The organism is Variovorax sp. SG517 (assembly GCF_013376045.1).
Classification (GTDB): Bacteria; Pseudomonadota; Gammaproteobacteria; order Burkholderiales; family Burkholderiaceae_C; genus Variovorax.
On sequence record NZ_JABMJG010000004.1, the window covers coordinates 359762 to 379658 of the forward strand.

Sequence of the window (19897 nt, forward strand, 5' to 3'; positions counted from 1 at the left end):
TCTCTTTACAGCTTGGCCTTGAGCAGCTTGGCCAGTTCCGAGAAGTTGCGCGTCACGGTGAAGCCGCATTCTTCCATGATGGACAGCTTGGCTTCGGCCGTGTCGGCGCCGCCGGAGATCAGCGCACCGGCGTGGCCCATGCGCTTGCCGGGAGGCGCGGTGACGCCGGCGATGAAGCCGACGACCGGCTTCTTCATGTTGTCCTTGCACCAGCGGGCAGCGTCGGCCTCGTCGGGGCCGCCGATCTCGCCGATCATGATCACGGCGTCGGTGTCCGGATCGTCGTTGAAGGCCTTCATCACGTCGATGTGCTTCAGGCCGTTGATCGGGTCGCCGCCGATGCCGACTGCCGACGACTGGCCCAGGCCGATTTCCGTCAGTTGAGCCACGGCTTCATAGGTCAGCGTGCCCGAGCGCGAGACCACGCCGATGCGGCCCTTGCGGTGGATGTGGCCGGGCATGATGCCGATCTTGATTTCGTCGGGCGTGATCAGGCCGGGGCAGTTCGGGCCAAGCAGCAGCGTCTTCTTGCCGCCGGCCGCTTCCTTGGCCTTCATCTTGTTGCGCACTTCGAGCATGTCGCGAACCGGAATGCCTTCGGTGATGCAGATCGCCAGATCCAGGTCGGCCTCGACGGCTTCCCAGATGGCGGCCGCGGCGCCTGCCGGCGGCACGTAGATCACCGAGACGGTGGCGCCCGTTTGCTGGGCGGCTTCCTTGACCGAGCCGAAGATCGGAATGTTGAAGATCGACTCGCCGGCCTTCTTCGGGTTCACGCCGGCCACGAAGGCGTTCTTGCCGTTCGCGTATTCCTGGCACTTCTCGGTGTGGAACTGGCCGGTCTTGCCGGTGATGCCCTGCGTGATGACTTTGGTGTCTTTGTTGATGTAGATCGACATGACTTGTTCCTTAGGCCTTCTTGACTGCTGCCACGACCTTCTGGGCCGCTTCCGCCATGGTGTCGGCGCTGATGATCGGCAGGCCCGATTCGGCCAGCAGCTTCTTGCCTTCGACTTCGTTGGTGCCCTTCATGCGCACGACCAGCGGCACTTGCAGGTTCACGGCCTTGCAGGCTGCGATCACGCCGGTGGCGATGGTGTCGCACTTCATGATGCCGCCGAAGATGTTCACGAGGATGGCTTCCACGTTCTTGTTCTTCAGCATGATCTTGAAGGCTTCGGTGACCTTCTCGGGGGTGGCGCCGCCGCCCACGTCCAGGAAGTTGGCCGGCTCGCCGCCGAACAGCTTGATGGTGTCCATGGTGGCCATGGCCAGGCCGGCACCGTTCACCAGGCAGCCGATGTTGCCGTCCAACGAGATGTAGGCGAGGTCGAACTTCGAGGCTTCCACTTCGGCCGCGTCTTCCTCGTCGAGGTCGCGCAGGGCGACGATCTCGGGGTGGCGGAACAGCGCGTTGCTGTCGAAGTTGAACTTGGCGTCCAGGGCGATGATGTTGCCCTTGCTGTCACGGTTGAGCGGGTTGATCTCGACCAGCGAGGCGTCCGTCTCCATGTAGCAGGTGTAGAGCTTCTTGAAGATGTCCACGGCTTGCGCGGTGGAGTCGGCCGGGATGCCGATGCCGTCGGCGATCTGCTTGGCCTGTTCGTCGGTCAGGCCCTGGGCCGGGTCGGCGAACACGGTGATGATCTTCTCGGGCGAGGAGTGGGCCACTTCCTCGATGTCCATGCCGCCTTCGCTCGAAGCGATGAAGGCCACCTTCTGGGTGGCGCGGTCGGTCACGGCCGAAACGTAGTATTCCTTCTGGATGTCGGCGCCGTCCTCGATGTACAGGCGGCGGACCTTCTGGCCTTCGGGGCCGGTCTGGTGGGTCTTGAGCTGCATGCCCAGGATCTCGCCGGCGAGCTTCTTGACGTCCTCGATCGACTTGGCGACCTTGACGCCACCGCCCTTGCCGCGGCCGCCCGCGTGGATCTGGGCCTTGACGACCCAGACCGGGCCCCCAAGCTTCTGGGCGGCTTCAACCGCCTCCTGGACCGTGTAGGCCGGGATGCCGCGCGGCACCGGCACGCCGAACTTGGCAAGGATTTCCTTGCCTTGGTACTCGTGAATCTTCATGAGGGATGTCTCTCGGAAGGAGGAAGTTGAGAAATCGGGAGATCTGGGCTGGAGAGGGTCTATGCTCTGTTGTCCGCGGGCGACGGCAGCCTGACGGCTGGGGGCGGCGAACAACCGCGGACTGTATCATGGTGCGCCGCACCAATACTGTGAGTGTGGTTGCGGGCAATACGTACCTGCCGTACGTCCTCTCCTCTATCAGCTACCCAGGGGCACTTCCATCATGGCCAAGGTTTTCATCGACGGCGAAGCCGGCACCACCGGCCTCCAGATCCGCGAACGTCTGCAGGCGATGCCGCAGGTCGAACTCGTGAGCATCGCCCCCGAGCTGCGAAAGGACGCCAGCGCCAAGCGCGAGCTGATGGCCGGCGTCGACCTGGTGGTGCTCTGCCTGCACGACGACGCGGCACGCGAATCTGTCGCGCTGATCGACCAGCTGCCCGGCGCCAAGCCCAAGATCATCGACGCCTCCACGGCGCACCGCATCGCCCCGGGCTGGGTGTTCGGCTTTCCCGAACTCACCGAGGGCCACTGGCAGGCCGTGGCCAAGGCAGAGCGCGTCGGCAACCCCGGCTGCTACGCCACCGGCGCCATCGCCATGGTGCGCCCGCTGGTCGACGCGGGCATCCTGCCGGCCGACTTCCCCATCTCGCTGCCTTCCGTGAGCGGCTATTCGGGCGGCGGCCGGACCATGATCGAGGCCTACGAGAAGAACGAGGCCCCGGCCTTCGAGATCTACGCGCTGGGCCTGAAGCACAAGCACATCCCCGAAATCATGGCCTACACCGGCCTCACCCGCCGGCCGGTGTTCATCCCGTCGGTGGGTAACTTCAAGCAGGGCATGCTGGTGCAGCTGCCCCTGCACCTCGACCTGCTGCCCGGCAAGCCCAAGGCCGGCGACCTGCAGGACGCGCTGGCCGCGCACTACGCGCGCAGCAACACGCCCGAGAAGTTCGTGAAGGTGCTGCCGCCGACCGAAGACGGCAAGCTCGAGGCGCTCGCGCTCAACGACACCAACAACCTCGAGATCCGCGTGTTCCCCAATGAGGACCATCGCCATGCCGTGGTGATCGCCCGCCTCGACAACCTCGGCAAAGGCGCCAGCGGCGCCGCGGTGCAGAACCTGAAGCTGATGCTGGGGCTCTGAGCGCCCCACTCCGACGGCGGCACGCCGCCGGTCACTTCACCAGCCAGAGCCCCACGCCCAGCAGGGCCGCGTGCGCGCCCAGCGCGATGTACAGCGGCTTGCGCGAGGGCGCAGCCATGTCCTGAAGCGTCTCGTGGATGCGGCGCGTGAGCAGCGCGCGCAGCGCCGGATCCTGCGGCGCGGCACCGCCCTCGCCCACCGCCGGCGCGTCGCCGTTTTCCGCGCGGCTTTGCTGCCATTCGGCCAGCATCTCGCTCAGCGGCAGCCTGCCGATCACGAAGGCCACGACTGCGCGCACCGCCTTGCCTTCGCCCAGCACCGGCGCGAGCTGTTTGCTCAGCGCATCGACCGACAGCCAGTCGGCCACGCGATGCAAGGCGCCGTGCGCCCGCGGCATGGCCTCGATGCGGCTCGCGATCGCGCCGCCGAGCCGCTGCGACACCGCCTCGCCGCGCGCCTCCACCAGGTGCTGCATCGCGCGCGCACGCCCTTGCTGCACGCCCAGCGCCACGTAGACGACCACGAAGAACAGCAGCAGCAGCGCCACCAGCAGCGGCGGCGATGTGATGAGCGCGAGCACCGCGCCCACCCCGCCCGCGCGCGCCGCCACGTTGCCCGGCCCCTGCAGCTGGCCCAGGTAGAAGAAGAAAACGCCGCCGCCCAGGAACACGCCGAGCAGGCCGCCCTTGATGACGGAACCGGCAAAGGACAGCCCGGCCTTGGCACCGGTGCGCACGAGCGACGGCTGCTGGGCCGCGGGGTCGGTCGACGACATGTGGAACTCCTCCGTTGTTGTTGGCGGCCGCCTTGCGCAATTGCCGTGCGATTGGGCGGCCGCCGCGGATCATGCCATCGGCGCCGCTCCACCATAATCGCGCGCAAACCATACGAGGAGAATCCCATGGCCGTCCGATTCCAGAAACCGACCGCGGCGTTCGTCGCCGCTTCCTGGGCAGCGCTTTTCATCGGCGCCGTCGTCTACCTGATCGGGCTGTGGAACGCGGCCATGCAGCTCAACGAGAAGGGCTACTACTTCACCGTGCTGATGTACGGCCTCTTCTCCGCCGTGTCGCTGCAGAAGACGGTGCGCGACCGTCTCGAAGGCATCCAGGTCACCGGCATCTACTACGGCCTGTGCTGGGTTTCGCTGCTGCTGTCGGTGGCGCTGCTGGCCGTCGGCCTCTTCAACGCCACGCTGGCCTCCAGCGAGAAGGGCTTCTACGCCATGGCCTTCCTGCTGAGCCTGTTCGGCGCGGTGGCGGTGCAGAAGAACGTGCGCGACATCGCCGCGCACAAGAGCGAGACAGCCGCGCCGCTGGACGAAGCGCCCGACGCCGGCTGAGCCCCTACTCGTTGTCGTTGTAGCCGCTGGCGCCCATCAGCGCCGACAGGCGCCCGGCGATGTTGCCCACGATGCCGCGCACCTGCACGACGTCGGGCGCCGACTTCTGGTCGATGCGCTCGATGTACGGCACGTTGATCGACGCGATCACGTGGTCGGCCGCCCCCATCACCGGGAATGCGATGTTGGTGATGCCGCGCGTCTGCCTGCTCGGCATGGCCGAGTAGCCGCGCTCGCGCACCTCCTGCAGGATGGCGAAGAGCTCGCCCGGGTCCATCTCGGGCTCGCCCTCCACGCCGATGTGGGCGCGCAGCATGCGGGCGCGGTCGATCTCGTCGCGGAAGGCCAGCAGCACGTGGCCCGAGGAGGTGTCGGTCAGCCCCATCACCACGCCCACCTTGAGTCCGAAGGACCAGCGCTCAGGGCTCTCGACCTGCGCGATGACCACCACGCGCCCGCCCTGGTACATGGCCAGGTGGCACGACTGGCGGGACCGGTTGGCCAGCTCCCGCAGCAGCGGCAGCGCCACGCTCACCAGGCTCTTGAGCGGCTGCTGGCGGTGCGCCAGCTCGAACATGCGCAGCGTGAGCGTGTAGCGGTCGTTCTCGTCCACCTGCACGAAGCCGCGCCGCTGCAGGGTCACCGCCATGCGGAAGATCTCGCTGACCTTGCGCCCGACCTTCTGCGCCAGCTCGTTGAGCGTGTAGCCGGAGACGCTGTCGGCCAGCGCCTCCAGGATGTCCAGCCCCTTCTCCAGGGCCGGCGCGGCATAGCGCAGCGCGCCCTCGCCTTCCGGCGCAGCGCCTTCGCCGGCTTCCTGGTCCTGTTGTTCTTCCGGCGCTGGCGCTGGCGCTGCTTGCTTCATCGTTCCCCGTTGTTCAGTTCGACCATCCACCGTCGATCATATGGATCGCGCCGGTGGTGAAGGCCGACTCGTCGGAAGCCAGGTACACCACCAGCGCGGCGATCTCCTCGGGCCTGCCCACGCGCCCCAGCGGCTGGCGCGCCACGAAGGCGGCGCGCACTGCAGCCTCGTCGGTGCCGGCCTGCTCGGCCTGGGCCGCGATGCGGTCGCGCAGCGAGGGCGATTCGACCGTGCCGGGGCAGATCGCGTTGCAGCGCACGCCCTGCTGGATGAAGTCGGCCGCCACCGCCTTGGTCAGGCCGATGACCGCGGCCTTCGAGGCGCCGTAGACGAAGCGGTTCGGCACGCCCTTCACGCTGGAGGCGGCCGAGGCCATGTTGATGATCGAGCCGCCGCGCTCCAGCATCGCCGGCAGGAAGGCGCGGATGGTGCGGTACATGGACTTGGCGTTGAGGTCCATGCTGAAGTCCCAGTCCGCCTCCTCGCAGGCCAGGATGTTGCCGGCATGCACGTAGCCGGCACAGTTGAAGAGCACGTCCAGCCGCCCCGTGGCCTGGGCGAAGGCCTGCACCGCGGCGGTGTCGCGCACGTCGAGCGTGGCGGTCTTCAGGCTCGCCAGGCCCTCTTCGCGGGCCAGTTCGGCGAGCTCGGCCAGCGCCGCCGTGTCCACGTCGGTGGCCCACACGGTGCCGCCTTCGCGGGCCAGCGCCAGCGCGCTGGCGCGTCCGATGCCCTTGCCGGCTGCGGTAACGAGGATGTTCTTTCCTTGAACGCGTGAAGTCACGGGGATGTCCTTTGGTTGGGAGTTGCTGCGCACATGTGAAATATAAATTTCACTGATGAAATCAAATATACGCGAGCCGGGCGCATCGTCGCCCCCGTCGGAACCCCTATTCGCCGGCTCTTGACTCGGTAGTTACCCGGAAATTCGCGCAAACCCCAGGACTTGCTGGCGGCCCGACCGCTAATCTGGTTCGTGAAAAGTGTTTTTATCCAAGAAAACAGGATTCACCCATGGCCCAGACTCCCGACGCCCCGGCAACCTCCCTGCTCACCCGCCTGCAGGCCTGCTACACCGGCATCCTTCATGACGTGATGCGCGCCGCGGGGCTGCGCGACTTCACGCTGCCGCCCACGCTGCGTCCGCTGATCCCCGATCAGAAGCTCTGCGGGCCGGCCTTCACGGTGAACGGCCGCGTCGACCCAGCGGCCGATCCGCACGAGACGCTGATGGCATGGACCGGCTTTCTCTCGCGCGCCAGGCCAGGCCACGTCGCGGTGATCCAGCCCAACGACTCGACCGTCTCGCACATGGGCGAGCTCTCGGCCGAGACGCTGGGCCGCAAGGGCGTGCTGGGCGTGATCGCCGACGGCGGCGTGCGCGACGCGGAATTCATCATCCGGCAGGGCTTCCAGGTGTGGCACCGCTACTTCACGCCGCGCGACATCGTGGGCTACTGGCTGCCCGAGGCGATGGACGTGCCGGTGCGCATCGGCGAGGTCACGGTGAACCCCGGCGACCTGCTGCTGGCCGACACCGACGGCGTGATCCGCCTGCCGCTCGCGCAGGCCGAGGCCATCATTGCGGAGGCCGAGCACATGATGGGCCGCGAGAACCTCGTGCGCACCGCTATCCTCGCGGGCACCGATCCGCAGGAGGCCTACCTGAAGTACCGCAAGTTCTGAACGCCGCCGGCTGTCCGACCCGTGATCGGCCGGTCACTCGCGATCACTCGCGATCACTCGGCGATCACTCGGCAGTCACTCGGCCTCGAGCAGGTCGCGCAGCGCCCGCAGATCGCGGGCGATCCACTGCGCGTCGCGCTCGAAGGCCGCGTCGTCCATGTGCGGCTGGCGCAGCAGCGTGAACTGCAGCTCGCAGGCGTCCGGCGCGACGCCGATCACGCGGAACGGCAGGTAGACCTCGGGCACGCCTTCCGGCGCGACCCAGTGGTCGAGCACACCGAAGTCGTTGCGCGGCGCGAAACGCATGCGGGCTTCGCCGCTCTCGGGCGTGCGCACGATCCAGTGGTCGCCGTGCGGCACCAGCGCGCTCTTCGCGAGGCCGCTGGCCCAGTCGGGCAGGCGCCTCGGATCGGCCGCCAGCACGTAGGCGCGGCGCCATTCGCACTGCACGCGCTGCGTGATCACGCGGGACTGCGCGGCGGAGTGTTCATTCGTCGGCTTCGTCATCGAAATCGCTCCTCAGCACCTTGGACACGACGGCGCCCGAGAAACCGCGCGCCATCAGGAATCGCATCTGCTTCGCCCGCTCCTTCGCGTCGGCGGGCGGGCCGTCGAAGCGCTGGCGCCACAGGGCGGTGGCGCGCTCGACTTCGGTTTCCTGCAGGCCGGCCACGGCTTCGGCGATGGCCTCGGGCGCGATGCCCCTGGCCTGCAGCTCCTGCTTCACCCGCAGCGCGCCCGAGCGGGCCGCGCGCTGGTTGAGCACCGAGGCCACCACGCGCGGCTCGCTGATGAAGTCCTTGGCCGCCAGCTCGTCGAGCGCCTTCGCCAGCGTGCCGGGTTCTTCCTCGTGCTTCGCCAGCTTGCGCTCCAGTTCCGCGCGCGAATGCTCGCGCTGGCTCAGCAGGCGCAGCGCGCGGCCTTTGAGGGAGGGGGCGTCGAATGCCATGCGGGGGTCGCTCGCGCGGCCCCCGTGGAGCCGCGCCCGTGCTTACTCGCCCTTGTCGGCCTTGTCGGCCTTGGTCGCCTTCTGCGGCTTCTCGGGCGTTTCGTCGGCATCGGCCGCCAGCAGCGGCACGCCCAGCGACTCGCGCACCTTGTTCTCGATCTCGCGCGACAGCGCGGGGTTCTCTCGCAGGAACTCGCGGGCGTTGTCGCGGCCCTGGCCGATCTTCTCGCCGTTGTAGGCGTACCAGGCGCCCGACTTGTCGATGATCTTGGCGTTCACGCCCATGTCGATGATCTCGCCCTCGCGGCTGATGCCCTCGCCGAACAGGATGTCGAACTCGGCCGTCTTGAACGGAGGCGAGACCTTGTTCTTCACCACCTTCACCTTGGTCTCGTTGCCGATGGCCTCGTCGCCCTTCTTGATGGTGCCGATGCGGCGGATGTCCAGGCGCACCGAGGCATAGAACTTCAGCGCATTGCCGCCGGTGGTGGTTTCGGGCGAGCCGAACATCACGCCGATCTTCATGCGGATCTGGTTGATGAAGATGACCATGCAGTTGGTCTTCTTGATCGTGGCGGTGAGCTTGCGCAGCGCCTGGCTCATCAGGCGGGCCTGCAGGCCGGGCAGCGAGTCGCCCATTTCGCCTTCGATTTCGGCCTTGGGCGTGAGGGCGGCGACCGAGTCGACCACGATCAGGTCCACGGCGCCCGAGCGCACCAGCGAGTCGACGATCTCGAGGGCCTGCTCGCCGGTGTCGGGCTGGCTGATCAGCAGGTCCGACAGGTTCACGCCGAGCTTCTGGGCGTATTGCACGTCGAGGGCGTGCTCGGCGTCGACGAAGGCGCAGGTGCCGGCCTGCTTCTGCATGGCGGCGATGACCTGCAGCGTGAGCGTGGTCTTGCCCGACGATTCCGGGCCGTAGATCTCGACCACGCGGCCGCGCGGCAGGCCGCCGACGCCCAGCGCGATGTCCAGGCCCAGCGAGCCGGTGGAGACCACCTGGATGTCTTCCAGCACCTCGCCCTCGCCCAGCCGCATGATGGTGCCCTTGCCGAACTGCTTTTCGATCTGGGCCAGCGCGGCCTGAAGGGCCTTGGCCTTCTCGCTGTTGGCGCCGATGTTCGAACCCTTGACTACTGCGTCCATGTGAAAAACTCCTTGAAGATCAATGGCTTGTGTGTGACACCATCCATCTGCGTTTAACTACAGGCTGGATGCTTGAACAGTAGTGTAGAGGCTGATTCTTCGGCGTAAACCTGTTTTTTGGTCAGTTTGCTTTACCATTCTGGCCATGGCCGAAGCCCCCTTCCCCGCCGACCAGGACGCCTGGCGCCAGACCCACCTGGGCCGCCTGCTGGGCCACGCCATGCGCCGCTTCGACGAGCGCGTGCTGGAGCTGATGGCGCACGACGTCGACGTGCCGCTGGCCCTGTCGAACCTCGCGGCGCGCGCGCAGGTGAGCGCGGCGCACATCCACATCACCCGGCACCTGTCACGCGAGGGCTCGCGCCTCACCGAGCTGGCCGAGCGCGCCGGCATGACCAAGCAGGCGATGGGCGCGCTGGTCGACCAGTGCGAGGCCTGGGGGCTGGTCACGCGCGGGCCCGATCCGCTGGACGCGCGGGCGCGGCGCGTGCTCTTCACCGCCGACGGGCTGGCCTGGCTCGATGCCTTCCGCGGCGCCGTGACGCAGGCCGAGAAGGAGTTCCGAATCAGCGTGGGCGACGAGATCGCCACCGTGGTAACCATCGGACTCGAAGCCTATACGGCGGGCTAGACTCCGGCGAAGAGACAAATGTGAACGGCGCCGGCGTGGCGCCCGACACCCGAAACAGGCCGGAGGTGGCGCATGCGGATTCTGATTGCCGAAGACGACCAGGTGCTTGCCGATGCCCTGCTGCGCAGCCTGCGCACCTCGGGCGCGGCGGTCGACCACGTGGCCAACGGCTCGCAGGCCGACACCGCGCTCATGACCCATGACGAGTTCGACCTGCTGATCCTCGACCTCGGGCTGCCCAGCCTGCACGGCATCGAGATCCTCAAGCGGCTGCGCGCGCGCGGCTCGCAGCTACCGGTGCTGGTGCTCACCGCCGCCGACAGCGTGGAGGAGCGCGTCAAGGGCCTGGACCACGGCGCCGACGACTACATGGCCAAGCCCTTCAGCCTGCAGGAACTCGAGGCGCGCGTGCGCGCCCTCACCCGGCGCGGCATGGGCGCCACCAGCAACACCATCCGCCACGGCCCGCTGGTGTACGACCAGGCCGGCCGCGTGGCCACCATCGACGGCAAGATGATCGAGCTCTCGGCGCGCGAACTCGGCCTGCTCGAAGTGCTGCTGCAGCGCGCCGGCCGGCTGGTGAGCAAGGACCAGCTCGTCGACCGCCTGTGCGAATGGGGCGAGGAAGTGAGCCTCAACGCCATCGAGGTCTACATCCACCGCCTGCGCAAGAAGATCGAGAAGGGCCCGGTGCGCATCGCGACGGTGCGCGGGCTGGGCTACTGCCTCGAGAAGATCCAGCCCTGATGCGCCCTGACATGCGGGAAATGCCGCGGAACCGGCTCTGCCGGGCCGCAGGCATTGCCCTCGGCAAGGCGGCGCACAGACACGCGGTGCGTGCTGCCCCGGAGCGAACCAAGTGAAGCTTTTCCAGCGCGCGCAGCGCTCCCTCTTCGGCGAGATCCTCGACTGGATGCTCACGCCGCTGCTGCTGCTGGTGCCGGTGAGCATCGGCGTCACATGGCTGGTGGCGCAGGGCATCGCCAACGCGCCCTTCGACCGCGCCCTGGAGCACAACGTGAAGGCGCTGGCCGAGCTGGTGACGATGAAGGAGGGGCACGCGCAGTTCGTGCTCTCGCAGTCGGCGCGCGAGATCCTGCGCGCCGACGAGACCGGCCACGTCTATTACCAGCTGCTCGACGGCTACGACAACCTGCTCAGCGGCGAGCGCGACATCCCGCACCCGGGCCTCGACGAGCCGCTGCCGCCCGGCCAGGTGTTCCTGCACAACAGCGACGTGCACGGCCAGCCGGTGCGCGTGGCCTCGATGTGGATTTCCAGCGGCACCGACGACGTGCCGCCCACGCTGCTGCAGCTGGCCGAGACGCGCGAGAAGCAGTCGGTGCTGGCGGCGGAGATCATCAAGGGCGTGCTGCTGCCGCAGTTCGCGATCCTGCCGCTGGCGGTGTTGCTGATCTGGCTGGCGCTGGTGCGCGGCATCAAGCCGCTGTCGGTGGTGGAGGCGCGCATCCGCGAGCGGCGCCCCGGCGACCTGAGCCCGCTGGACGAATCCTCGGTGCCGCTGGAGGTGGTGCCGCTGGTGTCGTCGGTGAACGAGCTGCTGGACAAGCTCAACGATTCCATCGGCACGCAGAAGCGCTTCCTGGCCGACGCGGCGCACCAGCTGAAGACGCCGCTGGCGGGCCTGCGCATGCAGGCCGACCTGGCGCAGCGCGAAGGCGCCAACGCCGACGAGCTGAAGCAGTCGCTCAAGCAGATCGGCCGCGCGAGCAAGCGCGCGACGCACACGGTGAACCAGCTGCTGTCGCTGGCGCGCGCCGAGGGCAACAGCGCCCACGCGCACCACCAGCCCTGCGACCTGGCGAAGCTGACCATCGAGGTGGTGCGCGAGGCGGTGCCGCGCGCGATCGAGAAGCGCATCGACCTGGGCTACGACGGCGCCGAGCCCGGCGCGCCGGGCGTGGTGTTCGACGGCAACCCCACGCTGCTGAAGGAGCTGGTGCGCAACCTCGTCGACAACGCGATCAACTACACGCCCTCGACGTCCGAGCGCCCCGGCCTCATCACCGTGCGCGTGCTGGCCGACCCCTTCGGCCACGTGCTGCTGCTGCAGGTGGAGGACAACGGCCCCGGCATCGCCGAGGCCGACCGCGAGCTGGTGTTCGAGCCCTTCTATCGCGTGCTCGGCAACGAGGCCGACGGCTCGGGGCTGGGCCTGCCGATCGTGCTGGAGATCGCGAACCAGCACCGCGCGCAGGTGAAGCTGGAGGACGCGCATCCGGGCAGGCATCCGCCAGGGGCGCTGTTCACGGTGCGCTTCGAGAGCGAGCAGCCCTCCTGAGGCGGGCGCGGAAACTGGCTACGGCGCCGGCGCGGCGGGCTTCGCCGCTTCCTTGCGGATCTGTAGCCACTCGGGGTGGATCTGCCGCGCCATGCGCTGCGGCTCGCGCTCGCTGAGGCCGGCCGGCGCCAGGCCGAATCCGGCAAGGTCGCCGCGCGCCCAGAGAAAGTAGCCGGCATTGGCCAGCAGCAGGACGACGAGGATCAGGCGCAGCTTCATGGTGGCGAAGATCAGAAAGCCATGCCGCGGGGGCGCACGCTCACTTCGTCGCTGGAGATCAGCTGCAGGCCTGCGTCGGTGCGCACCTGCAACTCGCCGCCCCAGGCCACGCCTTCGCACAGGCCGGCGGTGCCGTCGCTGAGCGTCACCTCGCGCCCGCGCAGCACGTCGCGCGCGGCGAAGCGTTCGGCAAAGGGCGCGAAGCCGCGGGATTCGAAGTCGAGCACCGTGCGCACCAGCGGCCCGGCCAGTTCGGACAGCACCTCGGGCGCGGTGACGCCGGGGCGCCACTGGTGCAGCCATGCCGGCGGCGTGCGCATGCCGTCGCCCTCGCGCGCGCCGATGTTGATGCCGATGCCGACCACCACGTAGCGCGAGGCATCCGGCCCGCCGTCGGAGGGCAGGGCGGTCTCGATGAGGATGCCGACCAGCTTGCGGTCGTCGACCCAGATGTCGTTGGGCCACTTGAGGCCGACCTTGTGCGCGCCCGAGGGATCGAGCCCCTCGGCCACCGCCACGCCGACGGCCAGCGACAGGCCCGACCAGTCGGCGGGCGCCAGCGGCATGCCGAGCGAGAAGGTGAGCGAGGCGGCCGCATCCTGCTGCGCGCCGCTCTGCCAGGGGCGCCCGAGGCGGCCGCGCCCGGCCGTCTGGCGCTCGGCCACGAGCAGCACGGGCTCGATGCGGCCGGCGCGCGCGCGGCGCATCAGCTCGGTGTTGGTGGAGTCGATTTCCGCCACGGCCTCGACCGCGAAGCCGGGCAGCAGCGGCGCGACCGCCGCGGCGATCCGGTCCTGGAACCAGTCGGCGGTGCTGCTGTTGCTCATGGTCAGTCCTTGGCGGACTTGTCTTTCTTCGCGGATTTCTTTTCCGCTTTCTTTTCAGCCTTTTTTTCGGCCTTCTTTTCCGCCTTTTTTGCGTCCTTCTTGGCTTCCTTCTTCTCAGCCTTTTTCTTTTCGGCTTTTTTCTTTGCCTTCTTCTTGTTCTTTTTTTCCTCGTCCTCATCCTTCGGTGTCAGCAGCGTGCCGCGGCACTGCTCCGAGCCGCACCAGCAGGGAAATTCGGAAAGAAGCTTCGGCGTGTACGGCTCGTCGATGATCAGGCCGTAGTCGTAGTTGAGCTCTTCGCCGGCTGCAATGTTGCGCAGCGCCTTGATATAAACGCGCCCATCGACTTCGTCGGCTTCGCAGTTCGGCTCGCACGAGTGGTTGATCCAGCGTGCATCGTTGCCCTTGACGTTGCCGTCGATCACGCGGCCGTCGTCGATGTGGAAGTAGAAGGTGTGGTTCGGCTGGGTGGGGTCGTGCGGATGGCGGCGCAGCGCCTCCTTCCAGCTGATGACTTCGCCCTTGTATTCGATCAGCGTCTCGCCTTCGGCCAGGTCCTGCACGGCGAACACGCCGTTGCCGTGGACGTCGGAGCGCCGCATCTGGATGCGGCGGCCGCCGGAACGCTCCTTGGCTTCCGCCTCGGGGAGCGCGGTGGCCTGCGAATCACGACCGGCCGGAAGTGGGGATTTGGAAGGCATCGCCGAAGTCTGTTAGTTTGAATATGCACACACATGCGCGTGTGCGCGTGCGCACGCGGGAAGCCGCAGATTGTATGTGGCCCCCACGCTCCTGCACTGCGTGTCGTCGCTGCCCCCGAAGGGGCCGCAGGCCGCCTCGGGGCGGCCCGGCGCCGGCCCGAATTTTTTTAGGAACTGTTGATGAAGACGTTGGTAATCGCAGAAAAGCCGTCGGTGGCGCAGGACATCGTCCGCGCTCTCACGCCGGTGGCAGGGAAATTCGACAAACATGACGAGCATTTCGAGAACGACAGCTATGTCGTGACCAGCGCTGTCGGTCACCTGGTCGAAATCCAGGCGCCCGAGGAATTCGACGTCAAGCGCGGCAAGTGGAGCTTCGCCAACCTGCCGGTGATCCCGCCGCACTTCGACCTGAAGCCCGTGGACAAGACCAAGACGCGCCTGAACGCGGTGGTCAAGCAGGCCAAGCGCAAGGACGTGACGCAGCTCATCAACGCATGCGACGCGGGGCGCGAGGGCGAGCTGATCTTCCGGCTCATCGAGCAGTACGCGGGCGGCAAGTCGGGCCTGAACAAGCCGGTCAAGCGCCTCTGGCTGCAGTCGATGACGCCGCAGGCCATCCGCGACGGCTTCGACGCGCTGCGCACCGAGAAGCAGATGCAGGGCCTGGCCGACGCCGCGCGTTCGCGCTCCGAGGCAGACTGGCTGGTGGGCATCAACGGCACGCGCGCGATGACGGCCTTCAATTCGCGCGACGGGGGCTTCTTCCTCACGACCGTGGGCCGCGTGCAGACGCCCACGCTGTCGGTGGTGGTGGAGCGCGAGGAGCAGATCCGCAAGTTCGTCTCGCGCGACTACTGGGAAATCCACGGCACCTTCGGCGCCGAGGCCGGCGAGTACCCGGGCAAGTGGTTCAACCCCGACTGGAAGAAGGCGAACGCGCCGCTGCTGCCCAGCGGCGAGCCCGACCCCGAGCAGCGCGCCGACCGCGTGTGGAACGAGCAGGAAGCCCGCGCCATCGCCGATGCCGCGCGCGGCAAGCCCGCCACCGTCACGGAAGAGAGCAAGCCCACCACGCAGGCCTCGCCGCTGCTGTTCGACCTGACCTCGCTGCAGCGCGAGGCCAACAGCCGCTTCGGCTTCAGCGCCAAGACCACGCTGGCGCTGGCGCAGAGCCTGTACGAGCGCCACAAGGCGCTGACCTATCCGCGTACCGACTCGCGCGCGCTGCCGGAAGACTATCTTCCTGTCGTCAAGCAGACCATGGGCATGCTCGCCAACAGCGGCATGAAGCACCTCGCGCCCTTCGCCCAGCAGGCGATCGACGGCAACTACGTGAAGCCCAACAAGCGCATCTTCGACAACGCGAAGGTGTCGGACCACTTCGCCATCATCCCGACGCTGCAGGCGCCCAGCGGCCTGAGCGAGGCCGAGCAGAAGCTCTACGACTTCGTGGTGCGGCGTTTCCTCTCGGTGTTCTTCCCGAGCGCCGAATACCAGGTGACCACGCGCATCAGCACGGTGGAGCAGGGCGGCAAGAAGTACCCGTTCCGCACCGACGGCAAGGTGCTGGTGAAGCCGGGCTGGCTCGCCATCTACGGCAAGGAAGCGCAGGACGACGAGAAGGAAGACGACAAGGACGGCAAGCGCCTCGTGCCGGTGAAGCCGGGCGAGATCGTGAAGGCAGAGTCGGTCGACACCAAGGGCCTGAAGACGCGCCCGCCGGCACGCTACTCCGAAGCCACGCTGCTCGGCGCCATGGAAGGCGCGGGCAAGACCATCGACGACGACGAGCTGCGCGAAGCCATGCAGGAGAAGGGCCTGGGCACGCCTGCCACGCGCGCGGCCACCATCGAAGGGCTGATCGCCGAGAAATACATCCTGCGCGAAGGCCGCGAGCTGATCCCCACGGCCAAGGCCTTCCAGCTCATGACGCTGCTGCGCGGTCTGGGCGTGGAGGAACTCTCCAAGGCCGAGCTCACGGGCGAGTGGGAATACAAGCTCGCGCAGATGGAGAAGGGCGCGCTCAGCCGCGACGCCTTCATGCGCGAGATCGCCGAGATGACGGAGCACATCGTCAAGAAGGCCAAGGAATACGACCGCGACACCGTGCCGGGCGACTACGCCACGCTGCGCACCCCGTGCCCCAACTGCGGCGGCATCGTGCGCGAGAACTACCGCCGCTACGCCTGCACCGGCAAGAGCGGCACGGGCGAGGACGCCTGCGGCTTCTCGTTCGGCAAGTCGCCGGCCGGGCGCACCTTCGAGGTGGAAGAGGCCGAGGCGCTGCTGCGCGACAAGCACATCGGCCCGCTGGAAGGCTTCCGCTCCAAGGCCGGCTGGCCCTTCACTTCCGAGATCGTCATCAAGTACGACGAGGAGGCGAAGAACTGGAAGCTGGAGTTCGACTTCGGCGACGACAAGAACGAGGAAAGCGGCGAGATCGTCGACTTCAGCGACCAGGACACCGTGGGCCCCTGCCCGGTGTGCGGCGCGCCGGTGTTCGAGCACGGCAGCAACTACGTCTGCGAGAAGTCGGTGCCCACCAATTCGCAGCCCACGCCGAGTTGCACCTTCAAGACCGGCAAGATCATCCTGCAGCAGCCGGTGGAGCGCGCGCAGATGGAGAAGCTGCTGGCCACCGGCAAGACCGACCTGCTCGACAAGTTCGTGAGCATGCGCACGCGCCGTCCCTTCAAGGCCTTCCTGACCTGGAACGCGGAAGAAGGCAAGGTGACCTTCGAGTTCGCGCCGCGCGAGGGGGGCAGCAAGTTCCCGCCGCGCAAGACCTTCGCCGGCAAGACCGCCGCCGCCAAGAAGACGGCAGCGGCGAAGAAGGCGCCTGCAGCCAAGAAGGCACCGGCCGCGAAGAAGGCCGCCGCGCCGCGCAAGCCCGGCGCGGGCCTGAAGCCCAGCGACGCGCTGGCGGCGGTGATCGGCAACGAGCCGGTCGCGCGCACCGAGGTGGTCAAGAAGCTGTGGGACTACATCAAGGCCAACGGCCTGCAGGACGCGAAGGACAAGCGCTCGATTAACGCCGACGCCAAGCTCAAGCCGGTGTTCGGCAAGGACCAGGTGACGATGTTCGAGCTCGCGGGCATCGTGGGCAAGCACCTCTCGGCGCCCTGAACCATGCTGCGCAGGCACTTCGCCACCAGCGTGGCACTGTCGATCGCGGTGCTCGGCGGCATGGGCACGGCGCACGCCGCCGCGTGGCCCGACAAGCCGGTCAAGCTGGTGGTGCCGTTCCCGCCCGGGCAGGCCACCGACATCTTCGCCCGCGCCCTCGCCGAGCAGCTCGGCAAGCGGCTGGGCCAGCCGGTGGTGGTCGACAACAAGGCCGGTGCCGGCAGCAACATCGGCACCGAGTTCGTGGTGCGCTCGCAGCCCGACGGCTACACGCTGGTTGTGGCCGGCAGCGCGATGGCGGTGAACCAGACGCTCTACGCCAAGCCGGGCTTCGATCCGCGCAAGGACCTGGTCGGCATCTCGCTCATCGCCAAGGTGCCGCTGGTCTTCCTGGCGACGCCCGAGAGCGGCATCCGCACGCTGGCCGAGCTCACCGCGCGCGCCAAGGCCGAACCCGGCCGGCTGAGCTACGCGAGCGCCGGCATCGGCGGCACGCAGCATCTGTCGGGCGAGATGTACAAGGCGGCCGCGCATGTGTTCATCACGCACATTCCGTACCGGGGCAGCGGCCCGGCGCAGTCGGACTTCCTGGGCAGCCAGGTGCCGCTGATGATCGACTCGGTGACGGCCGCGCTGCCGCACATCAAGTCGGGCCGCGCGGTGGCGCTGGCCGTGACCTCGGCCACGCGCTCCTCGCAGCTGCCGGACGTGCCCACCGTGCGCGAGAGCGGCGTGGCGGGCACGAAGAACTTCGAGGCCGTGGGCTGGCTCGGCCTGATGGCGCCGCGCGGCACGCCCGGCGAGATCGTCGAGCGCCTGAACCGCGAGGTGACCGACATCCTCAGGAGCGAGCAGATGGCCCGCTTCATCCGCGAGCGTGGCGCAGAGCCCGCCCCGACGGCGCCGGCCGAGTTCGACCGCTTCGTGGCGAGCGAGATCGGCGTGTGGGGCGCAGCGGTGAAGGCCTCGGGCGCCAAGCCCGAATAGGACAAGGCTTCCCGGCCCGGCGCCAACAACCCTGTCGGCGCCGGGTGTGCTGTTACAGGCCGCTTTACGCGGTCGGCCTATAGTGGCCCGGTCCAACCATCCAGGAGATTCCGTTGAAGTCGTCTTTCATCGCCGCCGCATTCGCGATCGCAATGGGCGTGCTGACCACGGGTTGCGCCGGCACGGGTTCCGCAGGCAATGCAGGCTCTTCTGCCGCCACACCGGCCAGCGGCAGCGGCGTCACGGTGTTCGGCACCATCGACGCGAGCGTCAGCGGCTACAAGAACAGCAGCAGCGCGCGCTGATCGCCGCCTGAATCAGGCCACGCCCTTCAGGTAGCCGTGCAATGCGGCACGCAGCTGCCGTGACAGCGCCTGCAGGTCGGGCCGCCCGCCCGTGCCGATGTGCAGGTGCGCGAACAGGCCGTAGATGATGGTCTGGCACACGCGGGCGACTTCCTTCTTCTGGCAGTCCGGCGACAGGTCGATGGCCGCGTCGAGCACGCCCACCCACTCGGCCACGAAGCGGTCGTACATCTTGCGGTAGGCCTCGGGGCCCGAGAGGTGCCGCTCCAGCAGGTAGTGCGCGCCCCAGGCCAGGGGCTGCGCGCGGTGCGCCTCCAGCTGCGCGTTGATCACCGCGTCCACGATTTCCGCGAGCGGCCGGCCCTCATGCGCGGCGACTGCCGAGCGCATGTCCAGCAGCAGCGCCTTGGAGCGCAGGTGCAGGCACACGCGCGCCAGGTCTTCCTTGCTCGCGAAGTATTCGTAGAAGCTGCCGAGCCCCGTGCCGGCCACCGACACGATCTCGCGGATGGTGATGGCGGCGTAGCCCTTCTCGACCAAAAGCCGAACAAAGGCTTCCTGCAGCGCCTGCGAGGTGTGGCGCGCGCGGGACTGGCGCGGCTTGCGCCTCGGGGCGGCGGCCCGGGCGCGGGCGGTCGCCATCAGCTCGGCCGAACCCGAACACGTCGGGGGCGGGTTGTTCCTAGAATTTTTGGACCCATCGAACGGCATTCTGCAATGGCACACGACGAGAGCAACCAGCACGAATCCCATCCAGCCCATCAAGCCCACCAAGCCGTCTACACCGCGCAGGGCGACGACGCATGGCTGCCCGGCCCGTCGTCGCGCGGCCCCTGGGACCCGCGCGCGCAGCACGGCGGCGCGCCCGCCGCACTGCTGGTGCACGTGGCCGAGCGCGCCGCGGGGCCCGGCTGGCAACTGGCGCGGCTGACGCTCGAGCTGGTGAAGCCGGTGCCGCTGGCGCCGCTCGTCACGCGCACGCAGGTGCAGTCCTCGCGCTCCACGGTGCGCGTGGGCATCGACCTGCTGGCGGGCGAGGTGCTGGTGGCGCGGGCGCACGCGCTGCTGCTGGCGAGCCAGACGCTGGCGCTTCCGCCCGGCCTGCCGGGCTGGCCGCAGGAGCCGCTGCGGCCGCTGCCGCGCGACTGCACCGAGCGCGTGCGAATCCCGGGCCTGCCCGAGGGCGTGTCGTTCTACGCCACGGCCATGGAAACGCGCGTGGCCGAGGGCGACTCGACCCGGCCGGGCCCGTGTTCCGCATGGTTCCGCCTCGCGGTGCCGCTGCTGCACGGCGCGGCCACCTCGCCCGCGATGCGCGCCGCGGCGGCGGCCGACTTCGGCAACGGCCTGAGCTGGGTGCTGCCGGTCGATCGCTACCTGTTCACCAACGCCGACCTGAGCATGAACCTGTTCCGCGTGCCGCAGGGCGAGTGGATCGGCCTGCGCTCCGCCTCCGAGGTGCACGGCGGCGGCGCGGGCCTGGTCGTGTCCCACCTCTTCGACGAGCAGGGCGCGATCGGCATCGCCACCCAGACGCTGGTGCTGCGCGAACGGCCCGCCGGCGCCTGAATCGCCCACGCGGACA

Annotated in this window: 22 protein-coding genes; 10 read left to right on the plus strand and 12 right to left on the minus strand. The window is 68.3% G+C overall.

The window, feature by feature from the left end; translation table 11 throughout:
* Positions 1-5: 5 nt before the first annotated feature.
* Together sucD and sucC are read right to left on the minus strand one after the other, a co-directional pair.
* Positions 6-899, minus strand: a complete 894-nt coding sequence (gene sucD, locus FHT32_RS14350; RefSeq protein WP_176665284.1) for a succinate--CoA ligase subunit alpha — start codon at positions 897-899, stop codon at positions 6-8.
* A 10-nt stretch (positions 900-909) separates the two neighbouring features.
* On the minus strand, positions 910-2076 hold the full coding sequence (gene sucC / locus FHT32_RS14355; RefSeq protein ID WP_019653821.1) for an ADP-forming succinate--CoA ligase subunit beta: 1167 nt from the start codon (positions 2074-2076) through the stop codon (positions 910-912).
* Positions 2077-2299: 223 nt separating this feature from the next.
* On the opposite strand from sucC, the gene argC reads away from it, so the two are divergent.
* Positions 2300-3223, plus strand: coding sequence for an N-acetyl-gamma-glutamyl-phosphate reductase (gene argC / locus FHT32_RS14360; protein WP_176665285.1), 924 nt, complete (start codon positions 2300-2302; stop codon positions 3221-3223).
* A 31-nt stretch (positions 3224-3254) separates the two neighbouring features.
* Here argC and FHT32_RS14365 read toward each other — a convergent pair whose 3' ends face one another.
* Complete coding sequence (locus tag FHT32_RS14365) at positions 3255-3998, minus strand: hypothetical protein (protein ID WP_176665286.1); 744 nt, start codon at positions 3996-3998, stop codon at positions 3255-3257.
* Between the two features lie 126 nt (positions 3999-4124).
* On the opposite strand from FHT32_RS14365, the gene yiaA reads away from it, so the two are divergent.
* Positions 4125-4565, plus strand: coding sequence for an inner membrane protein YiaA (gene yiaA, locus FHT32_RS14370; RefSeq protein ID WP_176665287.1), 441 nt, complete (start codon positions 4125-4127; stop codon positions 4563-4565).
* A 4-nt stretch (positions 4566-4569) separates the two neighbouring features.
* On the opposite strand, the gene FHT32_RS14375 is transcribed toward yiaA, so the two are convergent.
* Entirely contained in the window at positions 4570-5430 is an 861-nt protein-coding gene (locus tag FHT32_RS14375) for an IclR family transcriptional regulator (RefSeq protein ID WP_176665288.1), read from the minus strand.
* A 13-nt stretch (positions 5431-5443) separates the two neighbouring features.
* Positions 5444-6214 carry an SDR family oxidoreductase gene (locus tag FHT32_RS14380; protein ID WP_176665289.1) on the minus strand — a complete coding sequence of 257 codons (771 nt, stop codon included), beginning with the start codon at positions 6212-6214 and terminating at the stop codon, positions 5444-5446.
* Positions 6215-6444: 230 nt separating this feature from the next.
* On the opposite strand from FHT32_RS14380, the gene FHT32_RS14385 reads away from it, so the two are divergent.
* Positions 6445-7116: an RraA family protein gene (locus FHT32_RS14385; protein WP_176665290.1), complete on the plus strand. Its 672-nt coding sequence runs from the start codon at positions 6445-6447 to the stop codon at positions 7114-7116.
* Positions 7117-7191: 75 nt separating this feature from the next.
* Here the strand turns inward: FHT32_RS14385 and FHT32_RS14390 are convergent, their stop codons facing one another.
* From FHT32_RS14390 to recA, 3 genes are read right to left on the minus strand one after another with little or no spacing between them, the layout of a single operon-like run.
* On the minus strand, positions 7192-7623 hold the full coding sequence (locus FHT32_RS14390; protein ID WP_176665291.1) for an SRPBCC family protein: 432 nt from the start codon (positions 7621-7623) through the stop codon (positions 7192-7194).
* A complete protein-coding gene (recX, locus tag FHT32_RS14395) occupies positions 7604-8065 on the minus strand; it encodes a recombination regulator RecX (protein WP_176665292.1) in 462 nt (153 codons plus the stop codon). The genes FHT32_RS14390 and recX overlap by 20 nt, the downstream gene beginning before the upstream one ends.
* Before the next feature lie 42 nt (positions 8066-8107).
* Positions 8108-9211, minus strand: coding sequence for a recombinase RecA (gene recA / locus FHT32_RS14400; RefSeq protein WP_176665293.1), 1104 nt, complete (start codon positions 9209-9211; stop codon positions 8108-8110).
* Between the two features lie 145 nt (positions 9212-9356).
* Here recA and FHT32_RS14405 point away from each other — a divergent pair, with 145 nt between their 5' ends.
* The 3 genes from FHT32_RS14405 (at position 9357) to FHT32_RS14415 (ending at position 12144) form a co-directional block, all read left to right on the plus strand.
* On the plus strand, positions 9357-9842 hold the full coding sequence (locus tag FHT32_RS14405) for a MarR family winged helix-turn-helix transcriptional regulator (protein WP_176665294.1): 486 nt from the start codon (positions 9357-9359) through the stop codon (positions 9840-9842).
* 72 nt (positions 9843-9914) lie between these two features.
* Positions 9915-10589 carry a response regulator transcription factor gene (locus tag FHT32_RS14410; RefSeq protein WP_019653813.1) on the plus strand — a complete coding sequence of 225 codons (675 nt, stop codon included), beginning with the start codon at positions 9915-9917 and terminating at the stop codon, positions 10587-10589.
* Positions 10590-10701: 112 nt separating this feature from the next.
* Positions 10702-12144, plus strand: coding sequence for a sensor histidine kinase (locus FHT32_RS14415; protein ID WP_176665295.1), 1443 nt, complete (start codon positions 10702-10704; stop codon positions 12142-12144).
* Between the two features lie 18 nt (positions 12145-12162).
* On the opposite strand, the gene FHT32_RS14420 is transcribed toward FHT32_RS14415, so the two are convergent.
* Genes FHT32_RS14420 through FHT32_RS14430 form a run of 3 tightly spaced genes read right to left on the minus strand, consistent with a single transcriptional unit; the run spans position 12163 to position 13891 of the window.
* Positions 12163-12363, minus strand: a complete 201-nt coding sequence (locus FHT32_RS14420) for a sporulation protein (protein ID WP_176665296.1) — start codon at positions 12361-12363, stop codon at positions 12163-12165.
* An 11-nt stretch (positions 12364-12374) separates the two neighbouring features.
* Entirely contained in the window at positions 12375-13190 is an 816-nt protein-coding gene (locus FHT32_RS14425) for a biotin--[acetyl-CoA-carboxylase] ligase (protein ID WP_176665297.1), read from the minus strand.
* 2 nt (positions 13191-13192) lie between these two features.
* Positions 13193-13891, minus strand: coding sequence for an SET domain-containing protein (locus FHT32_RS14430; RefSeq protein ID WP_371132178.1), 699 nt, complete (start codon positions 13889-13891; stop codon positions 13193-13195).
* Positions 13892-14071: 180 nt separating this feature from the next.
* On the opposite strand from FHT32_RS14430, the gene FHT32_RS14435 reads away from it, so the two are divergent.
* The 3 genes from FHT32_RS14435 (at position 14072) to FHT32_RS14445 (ending at position 18312) form a co-directional block, all read left to right on the plus strand.
* Positions 14072-17020 carry a DNA topoisomerase III gene (locus FHT32_RS14435; protein ID WP_176665298.1) on the plus strand — a complete coding sequence of 983 codons (2949 nt, stop codon included), beginning with the start codon at positions 14072-14074 and terminating at the stop codon, positions 17018-17020.
* A 3-nt stretch (positions 17021-17023) separates the two neighbouring features.
* Positions 17024-18007 carry a tripartite tricarboxylate transporter substrate binding protein gene (locus tag FHT32_RS14440; protein WP_176665299.1) on the plus strand — a complete coding sequence of 328 codons (984 nt, stop codon included), beginning with the start codon at positions 17024-17026 and terminating at the stop codon, positions 18005-18007.
* A gap of 113 nt (positions 18008-18120) precedes the next feature.
* Positions 18121-18312: a hypothetical protein gene (locus FHT32_RS14445; RefSeq protein ID WP_176664991.1), complete on the plus strand. Its 192-nt coding sequence runs from the start codon at positions 18121-18123 to the stop codon at positions 18310-18312.
* A 12-nt stretch (positions 18313-18324) separates the two neighbouring features.
* On the opposite strand, the gene FHT32_RS14450 is transcribed toward FHT32_RS14445, so the two are convergent.
* Complete coding sequence (locus FHT32_RS14450) at positions 18325-18954, minus strand: TetR/AcrR family transcriptional regulator (RefSeq protein ID WP_256098998.1); 630 nt, start codon at positions 18952-18954, stop codon at positions 18325-18327.
* A 75-nt stretch (positions 18955-19029) separates the two neighbouring features.
* Here FHT32_RS14450 and FHT32_RS14455 point away from each other — a divergent pair, with 75 nt between their 5' ends.
* Complete coding sequence (locus FHT32_RS14455; protein ID WP_176665300.1) at positions 19030-19881, plus strand: thioesterase family protein; 852 nt, start codon at positions 19030-19032, stop codon at positions 19879-19881.
* The last annotated feature ends 16 nt before the right edge of the window (positions 19882-19897 follow it).